The organism is uncultured Sphaerotilus sp. (assembly GCF_963924895.1).
In the GTDB taxonomy this organism is placed as follows: Bacteria; Pseudomonadota; Gammaproteobacteria; order Burkholderiales; family Burkholderiaceae_C; genus Sphaerotilus.
Genome location: NZ_CAWURG010000022.1, coordinates 37445 through 61623, shown reverse-complemented (window position 1 = coordinate 61623; position 24179 = coordinate 37445). Strand labels below are relative to the sequence as shown.

Genomic DNA, 24179 nt, shown 5'->3' with positions numbered 1-24179 from the left:
ACCCACATGGCCCGAATGAAATTCATCTGCGACTCGGAGCGCTGCATCGAGTGCAACGGCTGCGTCACCGCCTGCAAGGCCGAGCACGACGTGCCCTGGGGCGTCAACCGCCGCCGCGTCGTCACGCTCAACGACGGCATCCCCGGCGAGAAGTCGATCTCGGTGGCCTGCATGCACTGCTCGGACGCCCCGTGCATGTCGGTCTGCCCGGTCGATTGCTTCTACCGCACCGACGAAGGCGTGGTGCTGCATGACAAGGACGTCTGCATCGGCTGCGGCTACTGCTCCTACGCCTGCCCGTTCGGCGCGCCGCAGTTCCCGAGCAACGGCACCTTCGGCCTGCGCGGCAAGATGGACAAGTGCACCTTCTGCGCCGGTGGCCCGGAAGAGAACACCAGCCAGGCCGAGTACGAGAAATACGGCCGCAACCGGCTGGCCGAGGGGAAGCTGCCGGCCTGCGCCGAGCAGTGCTCGACCAAGGCGCTGCTGGGTGGCGACGGTGACGTGGTCGCCGACATCTTCCGCACCCGCGTGATCCAGCGCGGCAAGGGCAGCGAAGTCTGGGGCTGGGGCACCGCCTACGGCAAGCCGGCCGGCAGCACCGAGGCCAGCAAGCCATGAGCCGCCGCACCACCCCACTCCACCGCGGCGGGCTGGTGCTCGCCCTCGCGCTGCTCGCGCTGCTCGCGGCGCTGGCCGGCTGCGGCGAGCGCACGCAGGAGCTGCGCGCCAAGCAACCCGATCAGGCCCCCTACGCCGGCGGCGACAAGGCCGCGTGGGAATCGCAGATCAAGTCCCGCAACCAGAACCAGAACGAGTACGTCCGCGCCCCCGCGCGGCCGTGAGGAGCGGCGATGTCCAAGCTGATCCGCCACCTGGCCTCCCTGATGCTGGCCTCCGTCCTGCTGACCGCGGGCACGGCCGGTGCACAAACGGCCGACGCCGCCTCGGCTCCAGCAATGACTGGCGCACCGGCCGGCTTCGTCGCGCCCGCGGAGCCGCGCCCCGACGACACCGCCGCCGAGCGCGGCAAGAGCCAGCCCGGCAACAACGCCCCAGTCTGGCGCACCGTGCGCGAGACGGGCACACAACCCGGCTATTCGTCGCTGCCCGGGGCTGAAACGGGCGTGCTGATCCAGTCGCTCGTTCAATACCCCGGCTCCAGACTCACGACCGCGGGCGAGGCCTGGCGGCAGGTGCGCAACCAGTGGCTCATCCCTTACGGGGGTTCGCTGCTGCTGATCCTGGCGCTGGCGATCGCGCTGTTCTACTGGCGCAAGGGCGCGCTCGGCGGCCACACGCCCGACACCGGCCGCATGGTCGAACGCTTCACGCCGCTGGAGCGCTCGGCGCACTGGCTCAACGCGATCGCCTTCGTCGTGCTGGCGGTCTCCGGGCTGGTGATGGCCTTCGGCAAGTTCGTGCTGCTGCCGGTGCTGGGCCACACGCTGTTCGGCTGGCTCACCTTCGTGCTGAAGAACGCCCACAACTTCGCCGGGCCGCTGTTCGCGGTGTCGCTGCTCATCGTCATCGTCACCTTCGCCCGCGACAACCTGCCCCGCCAGGGCGACCTGTCCTGGCTGCTGAAGGGCGGCGGCCTGCTCGGCGGCGAGGAAGTGCCTTCGCACCGCTACAACGCCGGCGAAAAGGTCGTGTTCTGGGGTGGTGTGTTCGTGCTGGGGCTGGTCGTGGTGGCCTCCGGGCTGGTGCTCGACGACGTGCTGCCCGGCCTGCAGTGGCTGCGCGGCGACATGCAGATCGCCAACATGGTCCACGGCACGGCCACCGTGCTGATGATGGCCCTGTTCATGGGGCACATCTACATCGGCACCATCGGCATGAAGGGCGCCTACGACGGGATGCGCACCGGCTACGTCGACGAAGCCTGGGCCCGGGAACACCACGAACTCTGGTACGACGACATCAAGGCCGGCAAGATCCCGGCGCAGCGTTCCACCCCGGTCGCCGCTTCGGCGGCGGTCCCATCCAACGCGAGTCGACCCGCATGAAGCGCACCCCTCCCCGCACCACCACCTTCGCCCTGCTGCTGGCCGCGCTGGTCGGCACCGCCGTCGCCAAGCTGCCCGCGCCGAGCGATGAAGCCAAGGCCAAGGCCGCCGAAGCCGCCGCCAAGACCGCCCACGCGGGCAAGGCCGACGCCTACAAGCTCTGCCTGTCGATGGACAAGGTGGCGGCCGACTACCGCACCCGGGCCAAGGCCGCCGGCAAGGAGGTCAAGCCCGCCGCCGAAACCCCCGCCTGCGCGGACCCGGGCGCGTTTGTCTACACCCCGCCCGTCGCTGCGTCTGCTCCAGCCGCCGCCGCCTCCGCGCCACCCGCTGCGGCGTCCAAGGGCTGAACCATGGCCTTCGCCGCGCCCTTGCCCGACCTGCGCCCCGATGCGCCCCGGATGACCGCGGCGCGCGACCCGCTGCTGCGCGAGATCGAGGTGATGGACGAGTACGGCGAGCGCCGCACGATCTCCATTCCCGCCGAGCGCCCGCTGACCATCTTCGTGGACAAGCGCGAGGTGGTGACGCTGATGACGCTGGGCGCGAGTCCGGAGTTGCTGGTGCTGGGCTGGCTGCGCAACCAGCGGCTGGTGCAGGACCTGGCCGACATCGCCTCGATCACGGTGGACTGGGACGTCGGCGCTGCGGCCGTCTACACCCGCTCGGGCATCCCGGACCTCGACACCCGCACCGGCCGGCGCGTCGTCACCACCGGCTGCGGCCAGGGCACGGTCTTCGGCGACGTGATGGAGCAGGTGGACGCCATCCGCCTGCCCGACGCCCGCGCGGCGCGCATCCGCCAGGGCACGCTCAACGGCCTGCTCGACGTAATGCGCCAGCAGGACAGCATCCACCGCAAGGCCGGCTCGGTCCACGGCTGCGCGCTCTTCCTCGGCACGCAATTGCTGATGTTCATCGAGGACGTCGGCCGCCACAACGCCATCGACACCATTGCCGGCTGGATGTGGCTGCACGGCGTGGACGGCGGCGACAAGACCTTCTACACCACCGGCCGGCTCACCAGCGAGATGGTGATGAAGGCCGCGCACATGGGCGTGCCGATCGTCGTCTCGCGCAACGGGGTCACGCAGATGGGCCACGACCTCGCGACCCGGCTCGGCATGACGCTGTTCGGGCGCGCGGCGAACCGGCATTTCCTCTGCTACACCGGGTTCGACCGCTTCGATTCGGAGCCCGAGGTGCACCGGGCCGCCGTGCGGGTCGTCGCAGGCTGACGCGCTGGCCGATCAGGCGTTCGGGAATTTCAGGCCGATCCGCGCCGCTTCCACCACCGCCTCGGTGCGCGAGTTCACGCCCAGCTTGCGGAACAGGCCCAGCAGGTGGGTCTTGATGGTCGACTCGGCCAAGTCCAGTTCGCGGCAGATCACCTTGTTGGACTGACCGGCCGTCAGCAGGCGCAGCACGTCGACCTGCCGCGGCGTCAGCCCCAGCCGGTCGATGGCTTCGGCAGAGCGTTCCTCGTCAGACTGCTCCAGTTCGGGCAGGGGGGCCACCGCGCTGTAGACCGCCGGCGGCAGGTAAATACCGCCACCCAGCACGACCCGCAGCGCCTGCTCGACGCCCTTGCCGCGGGTCGTCTTCGGGATGAAGCCGGCGGCGCCCTCGTTGAGCGCGGCGATCATGGTCTCGACATCGTCGCTGGCAGAGAGCACCACGATGGTCAGCTCCTTCGACACCGCGCGCAGCTGGCGCAGGGTCGGCAGGCCCTGGCTGTCGCTCAGCCCGAGGTCGAGCAGCACCAGTTCGATGTCCGGCTCGGCCGACAGGTGCGTGAGCGCGGAACTCAACCCATCCGCCTCGCACATCACCACCTCCGGGAAACGGGCGGCCAGCAGCAGCATCAGGCCGGAGCGGAACAGCGCGTGGTCGTCGACAAGCAGGGCCTTCATCGGGGGCAGGATCGGAATCCTTCATCAGACAAGTGACCACTATAGCCAGCCCATCGCCTCGTCGTCCCGACCGCATCTACCCCTTGATGCATGACAAGCTGCGGTGACGGCAGAAGAGGCTCAATCGGAACCTGTCGCATTCACCGCCAAGGACGCTCCCATGACCACTGCCCCTGACAGCTACCGCAGCCTGACCCAGACCGTCTCCGGACAACTTGCCAGCCTGCGCAGCAGCACGCCCGAGGTGATGAAGGCCTTCAGCGATCTTGGGCGGGCCGCCACCGCCAGCGGCGTGCTCGACCAGAAAACCAAGGAGCTGATCGCCCTGGCGCTCAGCGTGGCAGCGCGCTGCGACCCCTGCATCGGCTTCCACACCCAGGCGCTGGTGAAGCTCGGCGCCACCCGCCAGGAGGTGGACGAGGCGATCGGTGTGGCGACCTACATGGGTGGCGGGCCGTCGCTGATGTACGCCGCCGGCGCGGTCTCCGCCTTCGACGAATTCGCCCGACTCGCTGCCAAATAGAAACCAGCTATTACATGAAACAAAACAGCCAATTGGATCAATTGGTTCGCAGACTCTAAGATTCGCGTCAATCGATCACCCGATCTTTTCAACCGCGACACAAGGAGCCTTCGCATGTCCCTGATCAACACCCAAGTCCAGCCGTTCAAGACCACCGCCTTCCACAACGGCCAGTTCGTTGAAGTCTCCAACGAGAGCCTGAAGGGCCACTGGTCGGTCCTGATCTTCATGCCGGCCGCCTTCACCTTCAACTGCCCGACCGAGATCGAAGACGCTGCCGACAACTACGCCGCCTTCCAGGCCGCCGGCACCGAGGTCTACATCGTCACGACCGACACCCATTTCTCGCACAAGGTGTGGCACGAGACCTCGCCGGCCGTCGGCAAGGCCAAGTTCCCGCTGGTGGGCGACCCGACCCACACGCTGACCAATGCCTTCGGCGTGCACATCCCCGAAGAAGGCCTGGCACTGCGCGGCACCTTCGTGATCAACCCGGACGGCATCATCAAGACCGCCGAGATCCACTCGAACGAGATCGCCCGTGACGTCAAGGAAACGCTGCGCAAGCTGAAGGCTGCCCAGTTCACCGCCGCCCACCCGGGCCAGGTCTGCCCGGCCAAGTGGAACGAAGGTGCTGCCACGCTGACGCCGTCGATCGACCTCGTCGGCAAGATCTGATCACGAACTGACCTTACCGGTCTTTCTCCCTCCCCCAGCGGGGGAGGGCCGGGGTGGGGGCTAACGCAGTCAACAAGGGCTGCGCAGGCCGAGCCCCCCTCCCAACCTCCCCCCGCTGGGGGGAGGAGCCAACGCAAAAAACATCCATGTTTCGGACCCGAAGGATTGCAGCCCGTGCAGCCCTTCCGGCCTGACTCGCCCCTACCTCACCTTCAAGGAGCACCGACCATGTTGGACAGCAACCTCAAGACCCAGTTGAAGAGCTACCTCGAACGCCTCGTGCAGCCGATCGAGATCGTCACCTTCGCCGACGACAGCGTGAATGCCCGCCAGATGCTCGAACTGGTGGCGGACGTGGCCTCGGTCGCGCCGGCCGGCCAGCTGAGCGTGCGGGCGGGTGCGACCAGCGGCGAGCGGGTGCCCTCCTTCCAGATCACCCGTGCCGGCGCCGACACCGGCGTGCGCTTCGCCGGCCTGCCGATGGGCCACGAGTTCACGTCGCTGGTCCTCGCGCTGTTGCAGACCAGCGGCTACCCGCCCAAGGTGGACGCCGACCTGATCGCGCAGATCAAGGCGCTCGATCCGGGACAGGATCTCGTCTTCGAGACCTACATGTCCCTGACCTGCCACAACTGCCCGGACGTGGTGCAGGCGTTCAACCTGCTGGCCGCACTCAACCCGAAGATCCGCCACACCGCCGTCGAAGGCTCGATGTTCCAGGCCGAGATCGACGAGCGCCAGATCATGGGCGTGCCCTGTGTCTACCTGAACGGGCAGATGTTCGCGTCGGGCCGGATGGAGCTGGCCGAGATCCTGGCCAAGATCGACACCGGCGCCTCGGACCGCGAAGCGAAGAAGCTCGAGGCCAAGGACGCCTTCGACGTGCTGATCGTCGGCGGCGGCCCGGCGGGTGCCGCGGCGGCGATCTATGCAGCGCGCAAGGGCATCCGCACGGGCGTCGCAGCCGAGCGCTTCGGCGGGCAGGTGCTCGACACCATGGGCATCGAGAACTTCATCTCGGTGAAGGAAACCGACGGCCCGAAGCTGGTCGCCGCGCTGGAGCAGCACGTCAAGCAATACGAAGTGGACGTGATGAACCTGCAGCGCGCCGTGTCACTGGTGCCGGCGAGCGAACCCGGCGGGCTGATCGAGGTGAAGCTGGAGAGTGGCGCGAGCCTGCGCAGCAAGACGGTCATCCTCTCGACCGGTGCGCGGTGGCGCCAGATGAACGTGCCCGGTGAAGCCGAGTACCGCAACAAGGGCGTGGCCTACTGCCCGCACTGCGACGGGCCGCTGTTCAAGGGCAAGCGTGTGGCGGTGATCGGCGGCGGCAATTCGGGTGTGGAAGCCGCGATCGACCTGGCCGGCATCGTCCGCCACGTCACGCTGATCGAATTCGACAAGCAACTGCGCGCCGACGCCGTGCTGCAGAAGAAGCTGTTCAGCCTGCCGAACGTGACGGTGATCGTCTCGGCGCTGTCCACCGAAGTCCACGGCGACGGCCAGAAGGTCAGCGGCCTGAGCTACAAGGACCGCACGAACGACACGATGCACCGCGTCGAGCTGGACGGCATCTTCGTGCAGATCGGCCTGCTGCCCAACAGCGAGTGGCTCAAGGGCACGGTGGAGCTGAGCGCACGCGGCGAGGTGATCATCGACGCACGCGGCCAGACCTCGGTGCCCGGCGTCTTCGCTGCGGGGGACGTGACGACCGTGCCCTACAAGCAGATCATCATCGCGATGGGGGCGGGATCGACCGCGGCGCTGAGCGCGTTCGACCACCTGATCCGCACCAGCGCACCGGCCTGAGCCGGGCGCGGGTCGGCGCCACGGCTCACGCGGTGGCGCTGGCCTTGCGCAGGATGGCGTAAAGCTGGTCCTTCAGCACCAGCTTCGCCTTCTTGGCCGCCTCGACTTCCTCGTGGGTGGCGCCGACGATGCGCGCTTCCATGTTCTTGATCTGCTGGTCGAGTTCGTTGTGCTTGTCGAACAGGTGCTGGAAGTGGTGGTCGGTGGTCTTGAGCTGGCTGATCAGGTCGCGGTATTCGGGGAACATGGGATCTTCCTTGGCGTCTTGGTGGAGTCGCCCACTCTAGGCCGACCTGTGCCGCCAGGACTTTACCCAGATCAAGGAAGCGGACACTATCTTTGCGATTGAGAATGATTCTTGATAACATCGAGACATCACCATCCAGTCGATCCATTGCCGGACGCCCGACCATGACACACCTGACCCGCCGCCCCTTCGTCGCCACCGCTGCCGCACTGGCGGTCTCGCTGCTCGGCCTGCCTGCGCTCGCGCAGGAGCAGGTGCTCAACATCTACTCGGCGCGCCACTACCAGACCGACGAAGCGCTCTACAGCAACTTCACCAAGACCACCGGCATCAAGATCAACCGCATCGACGGCAAGGAAGACGAACTGGTCGAGCGCATCCGCAACGAAGGCACCGCCAGCCCCGCCGACCTGCTGATCACGGTGGACGCCACGCGGCTGGAGATCGCCGACAAGCTCGGCCTGTTCCAGCCGGTGAAGTCGACGGTGCTGGAGACCCGCATCCCGGCCCAGTTGCGCACGCCGAACTGGTACTCGTTCTCGACCCGCGCCCGCGTCATCGTCTACAACAAGGCGGCCCTCAAGCGCGAGCAGGTGCTGAACTACGAAGACCTCGCCAACCCGGCGCTGAAGGGCCAGGTCTGCGTGCGCTCGGGATCGCATCCCTACAACCTGTCGCTGGGCGGTGCGCTGATCGCCCATGACGGCGAAGCGAAGACCGAAGCCTGGGCCCGAGGCATGGTGGCCAACTTCGCCCGCGCGCCCAAAGGCGGCGACACCGACCAGATCATGGCGGTGGCGGCCGGCGAATGCGGCGTGACACTGTCGAACACCTACTACGTCGCCCGTCTGCTGCGCTCGACCAAGCCGGCGGACCAGGAGGCCATGCGCGCTGTCGGCGTGGTGTGGCCGAACCAGTCGAGCTGGGGCGCGCACGTGAACGTGTCCGGCGCGGGCGTGCTGAAGTATTCGCCGAACAAGGCGGCGGCGGTGAAGTTCCTGGAGTACCTCGCCAGCGACGCCGCACAGCTCTATTTCGCCGACGGCAACAACGAGTGGCCGGTGGTCGCCTCGGTCAAGACGAACAACCGCGCACTCGAATCGCTGGGCACCTTCAAGGCCGATGCGCTGCCGATCGGCGACCTGGCGAAGAACACGGTCAATGCGCAGAAGGTATTCGACCGCGCCGGCTGGCGCTGACGGCTCAGGCCGAGCGCCCCTTCGCGATGCTGCGGCACAGCAGCACCATCGGCACCAGCCCCACCACCACGATCGCCAGCGCCGAGGTCGACGCCTCGGTCAGCCGCTCGTCCGAGGCCAGCGTGTAGGTCTGCGTGGCCAGCGTGTCGAAGTTGAACGGGCGCATCACCAGCGTGGCGGGCAGCTCCTTCATCACGTCGATGAACACCAGCAGCCCCGCCGTCAGCGCACTCCCCCGCAGCATCGGCAGGTGAACGCGCCGCAGCGTCTGCCCCGCGCTCAGGCCGAGGCTGCGCGCGGCGTGGTCCATGTTCGGCGTGATGCGGCCCAGGCCCTCGTCGATCGCCTGCACCGCCGCCGTCAGGTAGCGCACCAGGCAGGCGTAGACCAGCGCCGCGATGCTCCCGGTGAACAACAAGCCCGGCGTGTGCCCGGTCAGCTCGCCGATCAGCGCCGCCAGCGCGTGGTCGAGCCGCGTCACCGGGATCAGCACCCCGACCGCGATCACCGACCCCGGCAGCGCATAACCCAGGCCCACCACCCGGTGCGCCCAGCGCATGGCCGGTCCGCGGTGGATGCGCGCCGCATAACCGATCAGCAGCGCCAGCGCCACCGCCAGCAGCGCGGTCGTGCCGGCCACCAGCATGCTGTTGCGCGCCAGCACGAAGAAACGTTCACCGAACTGCGCGTCGCCGTCGGTGAGCGCCATCCTCAGCAACAGCCCGGCCGGCAGCAGGAAACCCGCCACCAGCGGCAGCACACAGCCGATCACCGCGCCCACCGCCTTCACGCCGGTCAGCGGCGCACGCGGGCTGCCGAGCCGCCGCAACGTCGTGTCGTGGTAACGCCGCCCGCCCCGGCTGACCCGCTCGAACGTCAGCACCGCCACCACGAAGGCCAGCAGCACCAGCGCGAGCTGCGCCGCCGCCACCCGGTCGCCGAGCGAGAACCAGGCGCGGTAGATGCCAGTCGTGAAGGTCTGCACCGCGAAGTAGGACACCGTGCCGTAGTCCGCCAGCGTCTCCATCAGCGCCAGCGCCACGCCACCGGCAATCGCCGGCCGCGCCATGGGCAGCGACAGCCGCAGGAACGCCCGGAACGGCGACAGCCCCAGCGAGCGCCCGACCTCGATCATGCCGCCCGCCCGCTCGATGAACGCCGTGCGCGCCAGCATGTAGACATACGGGTAGAGCACCAGCGTGAACATCAGCGCCGCGCCGCCCAATGTGCGCACGTCCGGGAACCAGTAATCGGCCTTGCGCCAGCCGAAGGCCTCACGCAGCGCGGTCTGCACCGGCCCGACGTACTGGAAAAAGTCGGTGTAGACATAGGCGATCACATACGACGGCATCGCCAGTGGCAGCACCAGCGCCCACTCGAACCCCGCCCGCCCCGGAAACTCGTAGCGCGTCACCAGCCACGCCGAGCCCACCCCCAGCGCCGACACCCCCAGCCCGACCCACAGGCACAGCCACAGCGTGCTCGCCACATAGTCGCCGAGGACGGTGGAGGCCAGGTGACGCCAGGTCTCGCCCGTGCCACCGGAGAACACATGCGTGCCGACCGACAGCAGCGGCGCCGCCACCAGCAGCGCAGCCAGTACGGCGATCCACAGTAACCAAGGTCGGCGGTTCATAGCAACAGACATCAGGGACACCATTACGGTCAACGATAATCATTATCATCTGGACCATGCCCATACACCCCGCTCCCTGGCTCGCTCTCGACGGACTCCGACTCGGCTACGGCCCCAAGACCGTCGTCGAACACCTCGAGATCCACCTGCCGCAAGGCGCCATCGGCTGCCTGCTCGGGCCATCCGGCTGCGGCAAGACGACCGTGCTGCGCGCGGTGGCGGGCTTCGAGCCGGTGCTCGGTGGCGAAATCCGGCTGGACGGGCAGGTGGTCAGCTCGGCCCATGTGCATGTGCCACCCGAACAGCGCCGCATCGGCATGGTGTTCCAGGACCACGCCCTCTTTCCACACCTGACCGTGGCGGCCAATGTCGGCTTCGGACTGCGCGGCCATCCGAGTCCTGCCCAGCGCGTGGCGGAGATGCTCGACACGGTCGGCCTCGGCCACACCGCGCAGCGTTACCCGCACGAACTCTCCGGCGGCCAGCAGCAGCGCGTGGCACTCGCCCGCGCACTGGCGCCGTCGCCGCGGTTGATGTTGCTGGACGAGCCGTTCTCCAGCCTCGACATCGAACTGCGCGAGCGGCTCGGGGCGGAACTGCGCAGCCTGCTGAAAGCCGCGGGCACCACCGCCCTGCTCGTCACCCACGACCAGCACGAAGCCTTCGCCATCGCCGACGAGATCGGCGTGATGCACCAGGGGCGGATCCAGCAATGGGCCGGCGCCTACCAGCTCTACCACGAGCCGGCGAACCGCTTCGTCGCCGACTTCGTCGGGCAAGGCGCCTTCCTGCCGGGCGAAGTGCTGGCCGGGCACCACCACATCCGCACGGAACTGGGGGTGGCGCACAGCGACCAGCCGATCCGCTGCACCGAGCATGGCGACCTGTGCGGCGCGGGCTGCGCGGTCGATGTGCTGCTGCGGCCCGACGACGTGGTCCACGACGACGATGCGCCGATCCGCGCCCGCGTGGTCCACAAGGCCTTCCGCGGCGCGGAGTTCCTCTACACGCTGGCACTCGACAGCGGCGCGCAGGTGCTCTCGCTCGTGCCTTCGCACCACAACCACGCCATCGGCGAAGCGATCGGGATCCGGCTGGAGCTGGCGCATGTGGTGGCCTACCAGCGCGAGCAGGCGGGGGTGACGGCGGGGGCCTGAGACAATCTCCACCATGCTGCACTCCAGTCCCGTCACCCGCCGAGGAACCCTCACATGCTGACCCGTCTGCAGATCAAGGGCTTCAAGAACCTCCGCGATGTCGACGTGCACTTCGGGCCGTTCACCTGCATCGCCGGGCGCAACGGCGTCGGCAAGTCCAACCTGTTCGATGCCATCACCTTCCTGAGCGACCTGGCCTCGATGCCGCTGCTGCAGGCGGCACTGAAGGTGCGCGGCACGGGCGACCGCATCAGCGGCATCGAGAACCTGTTCGCCCGCTCGGATGACCCCAAGCAGATGTCGCTGATCGTCGAAATGGTGGTTCCACGCGAGGTCACCGACGACTACGACCGCCAAGCCACTGCCACCGCCACCTACTTGCAGTACACCTTGGTACTGGGATTCGATCCGAAGCGTGACAGCGACACAGGCAAGGACCCGATCTACATCGACAAGGAGGAACTGGTCGCCAGACCCTCCAGCGAAGCCGACAAGCTGCTGCGTTTCCAGCCAGGCAAGGCCTGGATCAAACGCCACGTCTTCGGACCGGGCAAGCGCCGGACCCCGTTCATCGAAACGGATGACGAGCAAGCCATCAAGCTGTACGGCGACCTGGCCAAGGCCGGTCGCCCTTCGACAGTCCCTGCCAGAAAATCACCGCAGACGGTGCTCTCGGGCGTGAACGCATCCTCGCATCCCACGGCACTGGCGGCGCGTCGTGAACTGCAGTCCTGGCGCCTGCTGCAACTCGAACCGAGCGCCCTGCGCGCACCGGACGAGTACCGCGGCCAATCCCGACTCAGTGTCACGGGCGGCCATCTGCCCAACACATTGATGCGCATCGGCAGTCAAGCCACCGTGGCGCAGCAACTGGCCGAACTGATCCCCGGCATCGTCTCGGTGGACGTGGACAGCGACGACGTTCGACAGCAGCGCACACTCGGCGTCACGATGAAGAATCGGGAGCGCTATGCGGCCAGTTCCTTGTCCGATGGCACGCTGCGCTTCCTCGCGTTGGCGGTGCTGGCCTCCGACCCGCTGGCGACAGGTCTGGTCTGCCTGGAAGAGCCGGAGAACGGCATCCATCCGCAGCGGATTCCCGAGATGCTGCGCTTGGTGTGCAGCCTCGCCGAAGACATGGATCCGGACGACTCGGAAGATGGCAACGCTTCAACGCTGCGGCAGGTCATCATCAACACGCATTCACCACTGGTCGTGGCGGAACTGCCTGACAGCGATCTGCTGATGGCGGAAACCCTGAGGGAACGGCGAGCGGAGTGGATCCATTTCAAACCGCTGGGAAACACCTGGCGCGCAGAGCATCTTCCGCAGACCGAGCTGATCAGCAAGGGTGAATTGCAGGCTTACCTGGGCGGCCTGTCCAGGGTACCGCCCTCGGCGCAGCGCCGCGTGCAAGACCACCTCACGCTGGATCTGTTCAGCACACCCGCAGCACGGAGCACCTGATGGCCGTGACCTGCACGCTCGTGGCCGATGGCAGTTCGGATCGGGTGCTGATTCCGCTGCTGGAGATGCTGCTCGACGAGCATTGCCCCGGCCCCTACCGTCCACCGCATCTGGTGGAGTTGCCCGCCGGCCTGTCGTTGATCGAGCGGATCAAGCAGGCACTGGACCTGTACCCGTGTGACCTGCTCTTCGTACACCGAGATGCCGAAAAGGAATCCTCTGCGTCCCGGGCGGCGGAGATCCGACACGCACTCGAAGAGATCGAACGCTGCCCATCATCCATGTTGATCGTCCCCGTACGCATGACGGAGTCCTGGCTCCTGGTCGAAGAAAAGGCCATCCGGGCTGCTGCGGGCAATCCCTCAGGGAAGACCCCACTCGGTCTACCTGCCATCACGAAACTCGAATCCCTGCCCAACCCCAAACAGGTGCTGTTCGACGCGCTGCGCACAGCCAGTGAGCTGCCAGCGAGTCGCCTGCGCAAGTTCTACCCAGAAGAAAAACGCCACGGCGTCACCGCTCAGATGGATGTGGACAGCCTGGCTCGACTGCGTCGCCTGCCATCGTTCCAGCATTTGGAGCACCAGATCCAGCAGCACTTCACGGCCTGAGACAATCACGCCCATGCTGCAATTCCAACTCCTCGGCACCGAAGGCCACGCGCGCCGCGGTCGCCTGACGCTCAACCACGGCGTCGTCGAAACCCCCATCTTCATGCCCGTGGGCACCTACGGCACCGTCAAGGGCGTGATGCCGCGCTCGCTCGAAGAGATGGGCGCGCAGATCATCCTGGGCAACACCTTCCACCTCTGGATGCGCCCCGGACTCGACGTGATGGCGCAGTTCGGTGGCCTGCACAAGTTCGAGAACTGGCACAAGCCCATCCTCACCGACTCGGGCGGCTTCCAGGTCTGGTCGCTCGGCGAGATGCGCAAGATCAGCGAGGAAGGCGTCAAGTTCGCCTCGCCCGTCAACGGCGACAAGCTCTTCCTCACGCCCGAGATCAGCGTGCAGATCCAGACGGTGCTGAACTCCGACATCGTCATGCAGTTCGACGAATGCACGCCCTACTGGCAAGGCGTCAAGGGCAGCGGCCACATCACCAGCGAGAAGGAAGCGCGGGTGTCAATGGAGCTGTCGATGCGCTGGGCCAAGCGCTCGAAGGCGGAATTCGAGCGGCTGGAGAACCCGAACGCCCTCTTCGGCATCGTGCAGGGCGGCATGTTCGAGAGCCTGCGCGAAGAGTCGCTGAACGGGCTGGTGGAGCTGGACCTGCCGGGCTACGCGGTCGGCGGTGTCTCGGTCGGCGAGCCCAAGGACGAGATGCTGCGGATCATGCGCCACACGCCGCACCTGCTGCCCAGCCAGAAACCGCGCTACCTGATGGGCGTCGGCACGCCGGAAGATCTGGTGGAAGGTGTCGCCTGCGGCGTGGACATGTTCGACTGCGTCATGCCGACCCGCAACGCACGCAACGGCCACCTCTTCACCCGCTTCGGCGACCTGAAGATCCGCAACGCGCGCCACAAGTCGGACGAAGGCCCGATCGACATGAGCTGCGCGTGCCACACCTGCCAGAACTTCAGCCGCGCCTACCTGCACCACCTCGACCGCTGCGGCGAGATGCTCGGCCCGATGCTGACCAGCATCCACAACCTGCACTACTACCTGAACCTGATGCAGGAAGTGCGCAACGCGCTGGATGCGGGTGAGTTCGCGACATTTCAGGTGCAGTTCAAGGCCGATCGCGCCCGAGGGGTCTAGCCATGGACATCCGCTGGCCCCTGTCGGACGACCTGAACCCGCCGGCCACCGACGCCGACCTCGCCACACTGCAGCAGCAACTCGGCGTCACACTGCCCGTGGACTACGTGCAAGTGCTCTGCCAGCACAACGGCCAGCGCGGGCTGGCAGACGGGCTGTTCGACGGGCAGGAATTCCTCTCGACGCAGAACGTGTTCGCGCAGTGGCAGGTCTGGAAAGGCCTGCACGACGCGGGGCGGTTCAAGGCCCTGCATTCGTCGCCGGCCGCGGGCGTGCGCAATGACTGGTGGAACCCGCGCTGGATCCCGTTCACGCACGATGGTGGCGGCAACCACCTGTGCCTCGACCTCGACCCGGCCGAAGGTGGCACGGCCGGTCAGGTCATCACGGTGTGGCACGACTCCGGCGAGCGTGCGCTGGCCGGCAGCAGCTTCGGCGACTGGTTCAACCGCTGGCTGCAGCGCACGGCGGCGTAAGGCCAGCGTCCAGCGCCCTCACCCCGCCGCCAGCACCTCGTCGATCACCTCGACCCAGTGCTTGACCGGCAACTGCGTCCCCGACTGCAAATGCTGGATGCAGCCGATGTTGCCGGAGATGATGACGCTGGGCTGGCGCGCCTCCAGCGTCTGCACCTTGCGGTCGCGCAGCTGGTAGGCGATCTCGGGTTGCAGCACGGAATATGTGCCGGCCGAGCCGCAGCAGAGGTGGCTGTCCTGCGTCGGCAGGTGCACCTCGAAGCCGATCTCGGCCATCGCCGCCTCGACGCCGCCGCGCAGCTTCTGGCCGTGCTGCAGCGTGCAGGGTGGGTGATAAGCCAGCACACCGCGGGCGCGGCGCTGGCCCATGACGGCCTTGAGCGGGCCGATCAGCGTGGGCAGCAGCTCGGACAGGTCCCGCGCGGCCGCGCTGATGCGTGCCGCCTTCTCGGCGTAGGCAGGATCGTGCGCGAGCGCGTGGCCGTAGTCCTTGACCGACAGGCCGCAGCCCGAGGCGTTGAACACGATGGCCTCGACCGGCTCGACTCCACCCAGCCCTTCGACCTTGGGCCACCAGGCGTCGATGTTGCGGCGCATGTCGGTCAGCGCGCCTTCGCGGTCACCGAGGTGGTCGCGCACGGCGCCGCAGCAGCCGGCCTCGTCGGACACCAGCGTCTGCACGCCGCAGGCATCGAGCACGCGGGCGGTGGCGCTGTTGATGTTGGGCGCCAGCGTCGGCTGCACGCAGCCCTGCAGCATCAGCACCTTGCGGCGGTGTTCGCGCGTGGGCCAGCGCTGGGCGTGGGCCATCGCGGCCGCACTCAGCTTGGACGGCACCTTGTTCTTGATCATGCCCGGCAGCAGCGCGCGCACGTTCTGCCCCACCTTCAGCATCGGGCCGAAGCTGGGCGAGGTCATGGTCTCGCGCAGCATCCAGCGCACGGTGCGGTCGGCGCGCGGGCGCTCGACCTTGGCGTCCACCACGCGCCGGCCGATCTCGACCAGCGCGCCGTACTCGACCCCGGACGGACAGGTCGTCTCGCAGCTGCGGCAGGTCAGGCAGCGGTCCAGGTGGAGCTGGGTCTTGCGGGTCGGCTCGTGGCCTTCCATCACCTGCTTGATCAGGTAGATGCGGCCGCGCGGGCCGTCCAGCTCGTTGCCGAGCAGCTGGTAGGTCGGGCAGGTGGCGGTGCAGAAACCGCAGTGCACGCAGCGGCGCAGGATCTCTTCCGCGCGGTCGCCGTCGGGGGTGCCCTTGAATTCAGGCGCGAGGGTGGTTTGCATGCTGGCTCAGAGTCCCGGGTAGAGACGGCCCGGGTTGAACACGCCGTCGGGGTCGAAGGCCTGCTTGAGTTCCTGGTGGATGCGGTCGAGCGGCGGCTTGAGCGGCGCGAACACGCCCAGGCCGTTGGACGACGCGGTCTTGTCCCGGGCGCGGAACAGCGTGGCGTGGCCGCCGGCCTGCGTGGCGATCTGGCGCACACGGGCGGCGGGCTCGCGCGTGACCCACCAGCGCTGTGCGCCGCCCCAGTCGATGAGCTGGTCGCCCGGCAGCGGCAGCGGTGGTGCACCCGACGGCACCGACAGCCGCCACAGCGCAGCCCCATCGGCCAGCGCGCGGCGCGCCTCGACGAAGAAGTCGTCGGTCTGGTCGCGCATCCCGAGCCAGAAGCGCTGCGCCAGTGCGTTGTCGATCGGCTCGCCGCCCATCTTCTGGTTGGCGGCGGCCACGGCGGTCGTCGCCCCGGACAGGCGCACCACCAGCGCGCCCTGCCACCACGCGGTCGCGTTGACCGGCAGCGGCTGGCCGGCCCAGCGCTGCATCAGGTCGAGCGCCTCGCCTTCCGAGCAGTCGAAGCGCAGCGTGCTGGTGTAAGACGGCGTGGGCATCACCTTCAGCGACACCTCGCAGATGACGCCCAGGATGCCCAGCGAGCCGGTGACCATGCGGGAGACGTCGTAGCCGGCGACGTTCTTCATCACCTGGCCACCGAAGGTCAGCACCTCGGCCTTGCCGGTCAGCAGGGTCATGCCCAGCACGTAGTCGCGCACGCTGCCCATCGCCGCGCGGGAGGGGCCGGACAAGCCCGTCGCCACCATGCCGCCGATCGTGCCGCCACGCTGGCCGGGGCGCTCGGTGTCGGGGTAGCGCGGCGGCTCGAAGGCGAGGTACTGGTTGCGGCGGGCGAGTTCGGCCTCGACCTCGGCGATGGGGGTGCCCCCGCGCACGGTCATGACCAGCTCGCTGGGCTCGTAGCGCGTGATGCCGGTCAGGCCGCGCACGTCGAGCAACTGGCCCTGGATGGGCTCGCCGTAGAAGGACTTGGTGCCCGTGCCACGGATGGCGAGGCTGCCACGCGCCTCGCGGGCGACGCGGACGCGTTCGATCAGGCTGTCGAGGGCCTTGCTCATGGGTGTGTGGTGTTCAGGAACACGGTCAGGAATCAGAAACGGGGCAGTTCGCTGAAAGGCAGCAGACCGCGTTTGACGTGCATTCTTCCGTACTCGGCGCAGCGGTGGAGGGAAGGAATCACCTTGCCGGGATTGAGCAGACCGGGCGCGTCGAACGCCCGCTTCACCGCCAGCATCATCGCGCGCTCTTCGGGGGCGAACTGCACGCACATGGAATTGAGTTTCTCGATGCCCACGCCGTGCTCGCCGGTGATCGTGCCGCCCATGGCCACACTGGTCTCCAGGATCTCGGCGCCGAAGGCTTCGGCCCGCTCCAGCTCGCCGGGGCGGCTGGCATCGAACAGGATCAGCGGGTGCAGGTTGCCGTCGCCGGCGTGGAAGACGTTGCAGCAGCGCAGGTCGTGGCGGAACTCCATCTCGGCGATGGCCCCCAGCATGTCGGCCAGGCGCCGGCGCGGGATGGTCGAGTCCATGCAGAGGTAGTCCGGGCTGATGCGGCCGGTGGCGGGAAAGGCGTTCTTGCGACCCGACCAGAACTTCAGCCGCTGCACCTCGTCGCGGCTGACTTCGAGCCGGCTTGCCCCGCAGCGGCGCAGCACCTCGGTCATGCGGCCGATCTCTTCCTCCACCTCTTCCGGCGTGCCGTCGCTCTCGCAGAGCAGGATGGCGGCGGCCTCCAGGTCGTAGCCGGCGTGCACGAAGTCCTCGACCGCGGCGGTCATCGGCTTGTCCATCATCTCCAGCCCGGCGGGGATGATGCCGGCGGCGATGATCTCGGCCACCGCATCGCCCGCCGTCTCGACGGTGGGGAAGCTGGCCATGATGCAGCGCGCGATCTGCGGGCGCGGCACCAGCTTGACGGTGACCTCGGTGATGACCGCCAGCATCCCTTCGCTGCCGATGACCACGCTCAGCAAGTCCAGCCCGGGCGCGTCCAGCGCGGCGCTGCCGAACTCGACCGGCTCGCCCTCGACGTTGTAGCCACGCACCTTCAGCACGTTGTGCAGCGTCAGGCCGTATTTCAGGCAGTGCACGCCGCCCGAGTTCTCGGCCACGTTGCCGCCGATGGTGCAGGCGATCTGGCTCGACGGGTCCGGCGCGTAGTACAGGCCGAAGGGTGCGGCGGCCTCGCTGATGGCGAGGTTGCGCACGCCGCACTGCACGACGGCGGTGCGCTCGCGCGGATCGATCTTCAGGATGCGGCTGAAGCGGGCCAGCGACAGGGTCAGGCCGTCGCGGTGCGGTGTGGCGCCGCCGGACAGGCCGGTGCCGGCGCCACGCGCCACGACCGGCACCTCCAGCCGCCGGCAGGCGCGCAGCACGTTGGCGACCTGCTCCTCGGTCTCGGGCAGCGCCACCGCCATCGGCTGGGCGCGGTAGGCGGTCAGGCCATCGCACTCGTAGGGGATCGTGTCTTCGGACTGCCACAGCAGCGCGTGCGGGGGCAGCACGGAACCCAGGGCCTGGACCAGGCGGCTCTGGCGTTGTCGGCGGACGGCCGGGTTGTCGGGCGCCTCGGCGCTCGCGCCGCCATCGGCCGGGCCTGCGGTGGCCAGTGCGTCCTGCGGCAAGGGGGCGTTCATCGGAAAACTTCTCCAGCAAGGGCGGGCAGCCCGAGCGGCCACCTCATCGGTGGGCCGCACTGTAATGGGTCGGGACCCCCATTCCAGTGCCCGTCGGTCAAGAATGCAGAAAGACCGTCAAGACGGCGGTGTATCCGTACAGATGATGCCGTGCAATCTCGCCTCCGGCGAAAAAACCGACCAGCGGCACGTCACCCAGCGCGTGGCGCACGATCTGCAACTCGGCGGAAGGGCCACCGAAGTGCGGCCCGCCCCGGCCGGAGCAGCTCACGTAGACCGCGCCGGCGATGCGTCGGGCGGGTGCGCCGCCGTCGTCGGGATCGGGGCTCAGCTCCTCGCGGATCTCGGCGCAGATGCGCATCAGGTCGCGCCGGGCTGCCTCGGGGTTGCGGGTGCAGAAGGTCAGCTTCATGCCCGGCTCGACCTGCGCGGCCACCGCGACGGCGTGGTGCATCGGGTCCAGCCCGATCAGGTGCCGCACGCGGGTGTCGCTGCCGAACTGGCTGCCGCGGCTGAACACGTCGTCCTGCGCGTCGGTCAGCCCGACCAGCGTGGCGCGCAGGCGCGGCACGGCCTCGCGCGGCCGGTCGAGGTCGATGTCCAGGTCGCGCAGCAGGCAGGACAGCGCCGACTGCCCGTCCAGCACCGCGACGATGTGGTCGCGGGCCTCGTTCACCTCGCGCACCGGCCCGATCGGCTGGCAGCCCTGCGACACCCGCGACAGCAGCCCGACCTCGCGCGTGAACGCCACACCGGACACCCCACCCTCGTAGACCCCGGACAGTGCGGCCGAGCCGGCCACCACCGCCGGCGCACAGAACTGCACGCTGCGCCCGCGCGAGGCCATCAGCCCGCCGAACAGGTAGCCGCTGGCGGTGCGCTGCGACAGCTCGACGATCAGCTCGCCCATGTCGGGCGTCTGGCCGTCGCCGTGCACCAGCGCGGTGTGGGCATCGCTGCGCACCAGCGGCCGCTCGCCGCTGTACAGCTCGAAGCTGCCCGGCGGCAGATCGGCCAGCATCAGCACCAGCGCAGGCTCGTCGAAGTACTCGACCCCGCTGACCGCCACACCGATGCCCACCCCGCCGACCCACGACACCCGAGGCCAGCGCTGGCGCAACTCGGCCAGCAGCGCATCGGCCTGCGGCGCGTAGTGGTCGGTGATGTAGACCAGCCCGAGCGTGAAGTCCGCGGGGGCGTCTGCGGGTGGGGACAGTGATGCCCGCTGGGCATCGATCTGGGCCGCCACCAGCGCCAGCGCCATGTGCGCGTCGGGATGGGTGGCGTGTGCGGTGAGAAAGGTGTGCATGGATCAGCGGTCAAGGCGCGGGAACGCCTGCTCAGCCCTTGGTGGACTTCGGGGCGGGCGCCTTCTTGGCCGGCGCTTTCTTGGTGGCCTCGGCCGCAGCGGGGGCAGGCGGTGCAGCCGACGGCTTCGGGGCCGCCTTGCGGGCCGTGGCAGGCTTCGCAGCGGCCACCGTCTCCGCCGCGGTGCTCACCGCGCCCTTGACCGCCTCGGCCATCGTCTCGGACGCACGGGCCTGCGCTTCGGCTGCCGCTGCGGTCGTCGCCTTGAGGGCCTCGGCAGCGCGGGCCTGCGCCTCGTTCGTGGCTTCGGAGGTGGCCTGCATGGCCTGCGTGGCCAGCTGCGTGAACTGCTGGGTCAGCGCGCCCCACCACTGCATCGGATCGACCGGCCCGGAAGTGCCTGCCTCTGCAGCGGCAGCGGCAGCGGCAGCGGCAGCGGCAGCGGCAGCGGCAGGTGCCGGCGCGGGCGCGGGCGCGGGGGACGGTGCCGCAGCGGATGCCGCCGTCTGGAACATGTCGGCCATCGAGCGCACCTTGAGCGCCTCGCCGAGATCGCCCATCTGCACGTTCATGGTCTTGAGCGTGCCCAGCGTCATGCGCTGCACTTCGAGCGCCTGCACGGTGGTGCCGATCATGCGGGCGTTCTGGTCGAGCCAGAACTGCACCGTGCGCAGCTCGTTGATGCGGCGGTCCAGCTCCTCCGGGTCGAGCGTCGGCGCGACCCACTGACCGATGCTGGGCAGCGTCTGCCCGGCGTTCTTGACCAGTCCCTGGAGGAACTCGAAGCCAGGAACGAACTTGCTGAAGGTGTCGGTGAAGGAATGGGGGTCGGACATCTTGTTTTCCTCGGGATCTGGGTCGGTGGTACGGGGTGGCAGTCGCACGCTGCCAGCCCATTGTGCCGAGCGATCCCCCCAGTGTCACTGACGATCGAGCGGGAGGACCTGCACCCGGAAACCGCGGCGCGCCATCTGCTGCGGCAAGCCGGCCGGGCCGATCATGTGCAGCGCGCCGACGGCGGCAAACACCGTGTGCCCGCGCTGGTGGAGCGCGGCGATGCGGTCGGCCATCGCGGGGTTGCGGGCGTCGACGGTGGTGTGGTGCTGCGCGCGGTCCGCGTCGGAGTCCTGGCAGCCGCACCAGCTGGCGAAGGCCTCCAGATCGTCCAGCCGGGCCTCGGCCCAGTCGGTGACCAGGCGCTGCACCACCGCGCGTGAAGCCTCGCTGCCCAGCTCCCGCAGGCCCTGGCGGACGGCGGCCAGCGCCGCGGACGGCGCGTCGTGCACCATCAGCGCCATCTGCTGCTCGGGGGTCTCCAGCGACACGATCGGCAGGCCGAGGTCACGGGCCCGGCGCATCAGCCCGGCATCGATGCCCCAGGCGGGATCCAGCCCCTCCCGGCGCAACGCCAGTGAAACGAGCGTGACCACCTGCAACTCGGGCCGCAGTCCGTCGAGGCTGCCATGCACGCAGGCCTCGCGCGCCGCCTGCTCGATCTGCCGGGCCTCCGCGGCGGGCAGGCGCGGCCCGCCGGGGCGCGCCTGGGCGGCACGCTGCAAGCGGCGGAGCACCTCAGGGTCCAGCAGATTCAGCTCGAAAGCCGCCCGGTCGACCGCCTGCATCGCCGCCCGCACCTGCGGCCCCGGCAGCGCCCACTCGCGGCGGGCGAGGTGGATGGTCGCGTACAGGTAGGAGGCGCGGCCGTCCTTCTCGATGCGCCACAGCAGGCCGTGGTCCTGCGGCACCTGCTCGGCGGCCTGCAGCTCGGCAGCGCTGAAGGGCACGGGCGCGGCCGGGCAATCCGGCGCAGCGCCCGCCGCCGTGCCGGCCTGTGCCGTCGCGGCGCACCAGGCCCAGACGAGTCCCGTCAACCAGCGAGGCAGTCCGCGCGGCAGGGCCATGGTCATCCCGGAGGCGCTGCGTCCACCGCGCTCCGGTTCGGCTGGCAGAGCGCGCCGAACACCGACTGCCCCTGCGCGTCGAAGGCCTCGATGGCCACCTGCGCCATGCCGGACGCGTCCTCCAGCACCGTGCGGGGCAGGCCCGGCAGCGCCAGCAGGGTGCCCGCCGACACCGCCCGGTGCCGCGCCAGCTGCGCGATGAGCACCCCGGCGTCCGGCGTGCCGACCTTGGCTGTCTCGACCGGCGCCAGCGCACGGCCATCAACCGCCACGCACACCGTCAGCGCCAGCCGCCCGCGGTGCCAGGCGCGCCCCAGTTCGTCCGGGGTGACCGCCACCGGCGCCCAGGCCAGCGACGAGACGGCGCGCACGCCCTCGCACCGGCGCTGCCAGTGGTTGCCGAGCAGCAGCAGGCGCACACCGTCACGCGCCTGGTCCTCCGCGGCACCCCGGGGCACATCGCCGAGCGCCACGGCCAGCTGTGCGCCGAAGTCGATCTCCGGCGCCCCGTCCTGCCCGGCGGTCGCCTCGAAGGGCAGCGCGTCGTGCGCACCGGCCATGGTGTCTCCCGCCAGTTCGTCGCTGGCTGGCGGCTGTGCGTCGACCAGCCGGAACGCACGCGGCAGCGGCGCCATGCACATGCGCGGCTCGAAGGGGAAGGCGTGCCGCGCCTTGCCCTGCGCCAGCGTGCGGGCCAGGTCCTGCAGTTGCGGGGCCAGGAAGTTCCAGTCGTCGAGCAGCTGCTGCATCCGCGTCACGATGCCGCTGGCGTGGTGAGCCTGCGTGAGGTCGGAGGACACCACCACGAGCTGGCCGTCGCGGGAGCCGTCCTTGTAGGTCGCGAGTTTCATGCAGCGATGATGGCACGCAGCTTGCGCGCCTGTCACCGCAGGCCCCGACTCGCGCGTTGAGGACGGGCCTTCACCGATCCGATGTAGATTGCACCCATGTCCGCTGCCCGCTCCCGTCCGCGCACTGCCCCCGCCGCCCGTCCTGCGCGGCGCTCCGGCGGTGTGCGCCCGGTGCTGGGTCTGACGCTGGCGGCGGTGCTTGGCGCCCATCTCTGGGTGATCGATGCCTGGAGTCTGCCGGTGGCGACCGACGGATCTGCAAAGCCCGTGCCGACACGCATCACCGCGCTGCCGGCGCCCGAGGTGCCACGTCCGGTGGCCACCCCGGAGCCGGCACCAGCGCCCGTGCCCGTGCCCGCCATCCACCGCGTCGCTGCGCCGGCCAAGCCCCATCACCGGCCCACGCAGCCCGTGGCGGCCATCGCCCCGACCACCCCGAGCGCATCGGCACGGTCGGCCGAACCCGCGGAAGACCGCGTTGAACCCGCGCCCGTGGAGGCCAGCCCGGAGGCCGCGGCCGACCCCGCACCGCGTCTGCTCGCGCTGGCAACGCCCGGCAGCAGCGCCACCCGCCCAGCTCCTGCCGCCGCGGCCTCGACCGCGCTGACCACGCCCCCATCGGTGCACCTGCACTACCGCATGAAAAAAGGCGCCCTGTCGGGCAGCGGCCAGATCGACTGGCTGCGCGATGGCAGCACCTACCGGATGCGGCTGGAGGCGCGGGTGCCCGTGTTCGGGCAGATCTTCCTGGAAACCAGCGAAGGCCGGATCGATGCCAGCGGCCTGGCCCCCCTGCGCCATACCGAAAGCCGACTGCGGCGCAGCGAGCGCGCGGTCAGCTTCGTGCGCGACCAGGGGCCGCCGCGCATCCTGTTTTCTGCCCGCGAAGGCGACGAACCCCTGCGCGCCGGCGCCCAGGACCGGCTGAGCTGGATCGCCCAGCTCGCCACCCGCATGGCCTCACCCCCGGGCGGCGAGTGGCGCCCCGGCAGCAGCCTCGCGATGGACGTGGCCAGCACGGGCGGCGACGTGCAGCGCTGGGTGTTCACCATCGAGGGCCAGGACGCCAGCGGCCTGTGGCACCTGCGCCGCGAACCCGACGGTCCGCGCGACACCCGCGCCGAGGTCTGGATCGACGCCCGCCAGCAGCACTGGCCAGTGCGCATCCAGATCATCGAGTCGTCCGGCGAGCCGCTGGAGCTGACCCTCGACGGACTGCAACCCACCTGACGCCAGCACCGGACGC

General features: G+C 69.1%; 25 protein-coding genes. 15 read left to right on the top strand and 10 right to left on the bottom strand.

Annotation, left to right across the window (positions count from 1 at the left end):
• Window positions 1–6: 6 nt before the first annotated feature.
• Genes fdh3B through AABN02_RS09315 form a run of 5 tightly spaced genes read left to right on the top strand, consistent with a single transcriptional unit; the run spans window position 7 to window position 3247 of the window.
• A complete protein-coding gene (gene fdh3B, locus AABN02_RS09335) occupies window positions 7–621 on the top strand; it encodes a formate dehydrogenase FDH3 subunit beta (RefSeq protein ID WP_338414652.1) in 615 nt (204 codons plus the stop codon).
• A complete protein-coding gene (locus tag AABN02_RS09330; RefSeq protein ID WP_338414651.1) occupies window positions 618–845 on the top strand; it encodes a hypothetical protein in 228 nt (75 codons plus the stop codon). Before fdh3B ends, AABN02_RS09330 begins: the two co-directional genes overlap by 4 nt.
• A 9-nt stretch (window positions 846–854) precedes the next feature.
• A complete protein-coding gene (locus tag AABN02_RS09325) occupies window positions 855–2009 on the top strand; it encodes a formate dehydrogenase subunit gamma (protein WP_338414650.1) in 1155 nt (384 codons plus the stop codon).
• Window positions 2006–2359 carry a hypothetical protein gene (locus tag AABN02_RS09320; protein WP_338414649.1) on the top strand — a complete coding sequence of 118 codons (354 nt, stop codon included), beginning with the start codon at window positions 2006–2008 and terminating at the stop codon, window positions 2357–2359. The genes AABN02_RS09325 and AABN02_RS09320 overlap by 4 nt, the downstream gene beginning before the upstream one ends.
• Before the next feature lie 3 nt (window positions 2360–2362).
• Window positions 2363–3247: a formate dehydrogenase accessory sulfurtransferase FdhD gene (locus AABN02_RS09315; protein WP_338414648.1), complete on the top strand. Its 885-nt coding sequence runs from the start codon at window positions 2363–2365 to the stop codon at window positions 3245–3247.
• Between the two features lie 12 nt (window positions 3248–3259).
• Here the strand turns inward: AABN02_RS09315 and AABN02_RS09310 are convergent, their stop codons facing one another.
• Window positions 3260–3922, bottom strand: coding sequence for a response regulator transcription factor (locus AABN02_RS09310; protein ID WP_338414647.1), 663 nt, complete (start codon window positions 3920–3922; stop codon window positions 3260–3262).
• A gap of 160 nt (window positions 3923–4082) precedes the next feature.
• Between AABN02_RS09310 and AABN02_RS09305 the strand changes: the two genes are divergently transcribed.
• From AABN02_RS09305 to ahpF, 3 genes are all read left to right on the top strand, one after another.
• Entirely contained in the window at window positions 4083–4445 is a 363-nt protein-coding gene (locus tag AABN02_RS09305; protein WP_338414646.1) for a carboxymuconolactone decarboxylase family protein, read from the top strand.
• A 114-nt stretch (window positions 4446–4559) separates the two neighbouring features.
• The gene (gene ahpC / locus AABN02_RS09300) at window positions 4560–5123 is read left to right on the top strand and encodes an alkyl hydroperoxide reductase subunit C (protein ID WP_338414645.1); all 564 of its coding nucleotides are present in this window, start codon (window positions 4560–4562) and stop codon (window positions 5121–5123) included.
• 228 nt (window positions 5124–5351) lie between these two features.
• A complete protein-coding gene (gene ahpF / locus AABN02_RS09295; protein ID WP_338414644.1) occupies window positions 5352–6932 on the top strand; it encodes an alkyl hydroperoxide reductase subunit F in 1581 nt (526 codons plus the stop codon).
• Window positions 6933–6957: 25 nt separating this feature from the next.
• Here the strand turns inward: ahpF and AABN02_RS09290 are convergent, their stop codons facing one another.
• Window positions 6958–7179 (bottom strand): YdcH family protein, encoded by a 222-nt coding sequence (locus tag AABN02_RS09290; RefSeq protein ID WP_338414643.1) that lies wholly within the window; start codon window positions 7177–7179, stop codon window positions 6958–6960.
• A gap of 164 nt (window positions 7180–7343) precedes the next feature.
• Here AABN02_RS09290 and AABN02_RS09285 point away from each other — a divergent pair, with 164 nt between their 5' ends.
• The gene (locus AABN02_RS09285) at window positions 7344–8378 is read left to right on the top strand and encodes an extracellular solute-binding protein (protein WP_338414642.1); all 1035 of its coding nucleotides are present in this window, start codon (window positions 7344–7346) and stop codon (window positions 8376–8378) included.
• A 4-nt stretch (window positions 8379–8382) separates the two neighbouring features.
• Here AABN02_RS09285 and AABN02_RS09280 read toward each other — a convergent pair whose 3' ends face one another.
• Window positions 8383–10026 (bottom strand): iron ABC transporter permease, encoded by a 1644-nt coding sequence (locus AABN02_RS09280; RefSeq protein ID WP_338414641.1) that lies wholly within the window; start codon window positions 10024–10026, stop codon window positions 8383–8385.
• Window positions 10027–10070: 44 nt separating this feature from the next.
• Here AABN02_RS09280 and AABN02_RS09275 point away from each other — a divergent pair, with 44 nt between their 5' ends.
• Genes AABN02_RS09275 through AABN02_RS09255 form a run of 5 tightly spaced genes read left to right on the top strand, consistent with a single transcriptional unit; the run spans window position 10071 to window position 14878 of the window.
• Window positions 10071–11171: an ABC transporter ATP-binding protein gene (locus tag AABN02_RS09275; protein WP_338414640.1), complete on the top strand. Its 1101-nt coding sequence runs from the start codon at window positions 10071–10073 to the stop codon at window positions 11169–11171.
• A gap of 54 nt (window positions 11172–11225) precedes the next feature.
• Entirely contained in the window at window positions 11226–12638 is a 1413-nt protein-coding gene (locus AABN02_RS09270; protein WP_338414639.1) for an AAA family ATPase, read from the top strand.
• A complete protein-coding gene (locus AABN02_RS09265) occupies window positions 12638–13249 on the top strand; it encodes a hypothetical protein (RefSeq protein WP_338414638.1) in 612 nt (203 codons plus the stop codon). Before AABN02_RS09270 ends, AABN02_RS09265 begins: the two co-directional genes overlap by 1 nt.
• Before the next feature lie 13 nt (window positions 13250–13262).
• The gene (gene tgt, locus AABN02_RS09260; protein ID WP_338414637.1) at window positions 13263–14402 is read left to right on the top strand and encodes a tRNA guanosine(34) transglycosylase Tgt; all 1140 of its coding nucleotides are present in this window, start codon (window positions 13263–13265) and stop codon (window positions 14400–14402) included.
• Window positions 14403–14404: 2 nt separating this feature from the next.
• The gene (locus AABN02_RS09255) at window positions 14405–14878 is read left to right on the top strand and encodes an SMI1/KNR4 family protein (RefSeq protein ID WP_338414636.1); all 474 of its coding nucleotides are present in this window, start codon (window positions 14405–14407) and stop codon (window positions 14876–14878) included.
• A gap of 18 nt (window positions 14879–14896) precedes the next feature.
• Here the strand turns inward: AABN02_RS09255 and glcF are convergent, their stop codons facing one another.
• The 7 genes from glcF to AABN02_RS09220 all read right to left on the bottom strand — a co-directional run bounded on the left by glcF (window position 14897) and on the right by AABN02_RS09220 (window position 22933).
• Window positions 14897–16162, bottom strand: coding sequence for a glycolate oxidase subunit GlcF (gene glcF / locus AABN02_RS09250; protein ID WP_338414635.1), 1266 nt, complete (start codon window positions 16160–16162; stop codon window positions 14897–14899).
• 6 nt (window positions 16163–16168) lie between these two features.
• Window positions 16169–17290: a glycolate oxidase subunit GlcE gene (glcE, locus tag AABN02_RS09245; RefSeq protein ID WP_338414634.1), complete on the bottom strand. Its 1122-nt coding sequence runs from the start codon at window positions 17288–17290 to the stop codon at window positions 16169–16171.
• A gap of 32 nt (window positions 17291–17322) precedes the next feature.
• Window positions 17323–18873, bottom strand: coding sequence for an FAD-linked oxidase C-terminal domain-containing protein (locus AABN02_RS09240; protein ID WP_338414633.1), 1551 nt, complete (start codon window positions 18871–18873; stop codon window positions 17323–17325).
• 97 nt (window positions 18874–18970) lie between these two features.
• Window positions 18971–20182 (bottom strand): FIST N-terminal domain-containing protein, encoded by a 1212-nt coding sequence (locus AABN02_RS09235; RefSeq protein WP_338414632.1) that lies wholly within the window; start codon window positions 20180–20182, stop codon window positions 18971–18973.
• 31 nt (window positions 20183–20213) lie between these two features.
• Window positions 20214–21017, bottom strand: a complete 804-nt coding sequence (locus AABN02_RS09230; RefSeq protein ID WP_338414631.1) for a PhaM family polyhydroxyalkanoate granule multifunctional regulatory protein — start codon at window positions 21015–21017, stop codon at window positions 20214–20216.
• An 84-nt stretch (window positions 21018–21101) separates the two neighbouring features.
• A complete protein-coding gene (locus tag AABN02_RS09225; RefSeq protein ID WP_338414630.1) occupies window positions 21102–22088 on the bottom strand; it encodes a TraB/GumN family protein in 987 nt (328 codons plus the stop codon).
• Complete coding sequence (locus AABN02_RS09220; protein ID WP_338414629.1) at window positions 22085–22933, bottom strand: fumarylacetoacetate hydrolase; 849 nt, start codon at window positions 22931–22933, stop codon at window positions 22085–22087. Before AABN02_RS09220 ends, AABN02_RS09225 begins: the two co-directional genes overlap by 4 nt.
• 96 nt (window positions 22934–23029) lie before the next feature.
• Here AABN02_RS09220 and AABN02_RS09215 point away from each other — a divergent pair, with 96 nt between their 5' ends.
• The gene (locus tag AABN02_RS09215) at window positions 23030–24163 is read left to right on the top strand and encodes a DUF3108 domain-containing protein (protein WP_338414628.1); all 1134 of its coding nucleotides are present in this window, start codon (window positions 23030–23032) and stop codon (window positions 24161–24163) included.
• The last annotated feature ends 16 nt before the right edge of the window (window positions 24164–24179 follow it).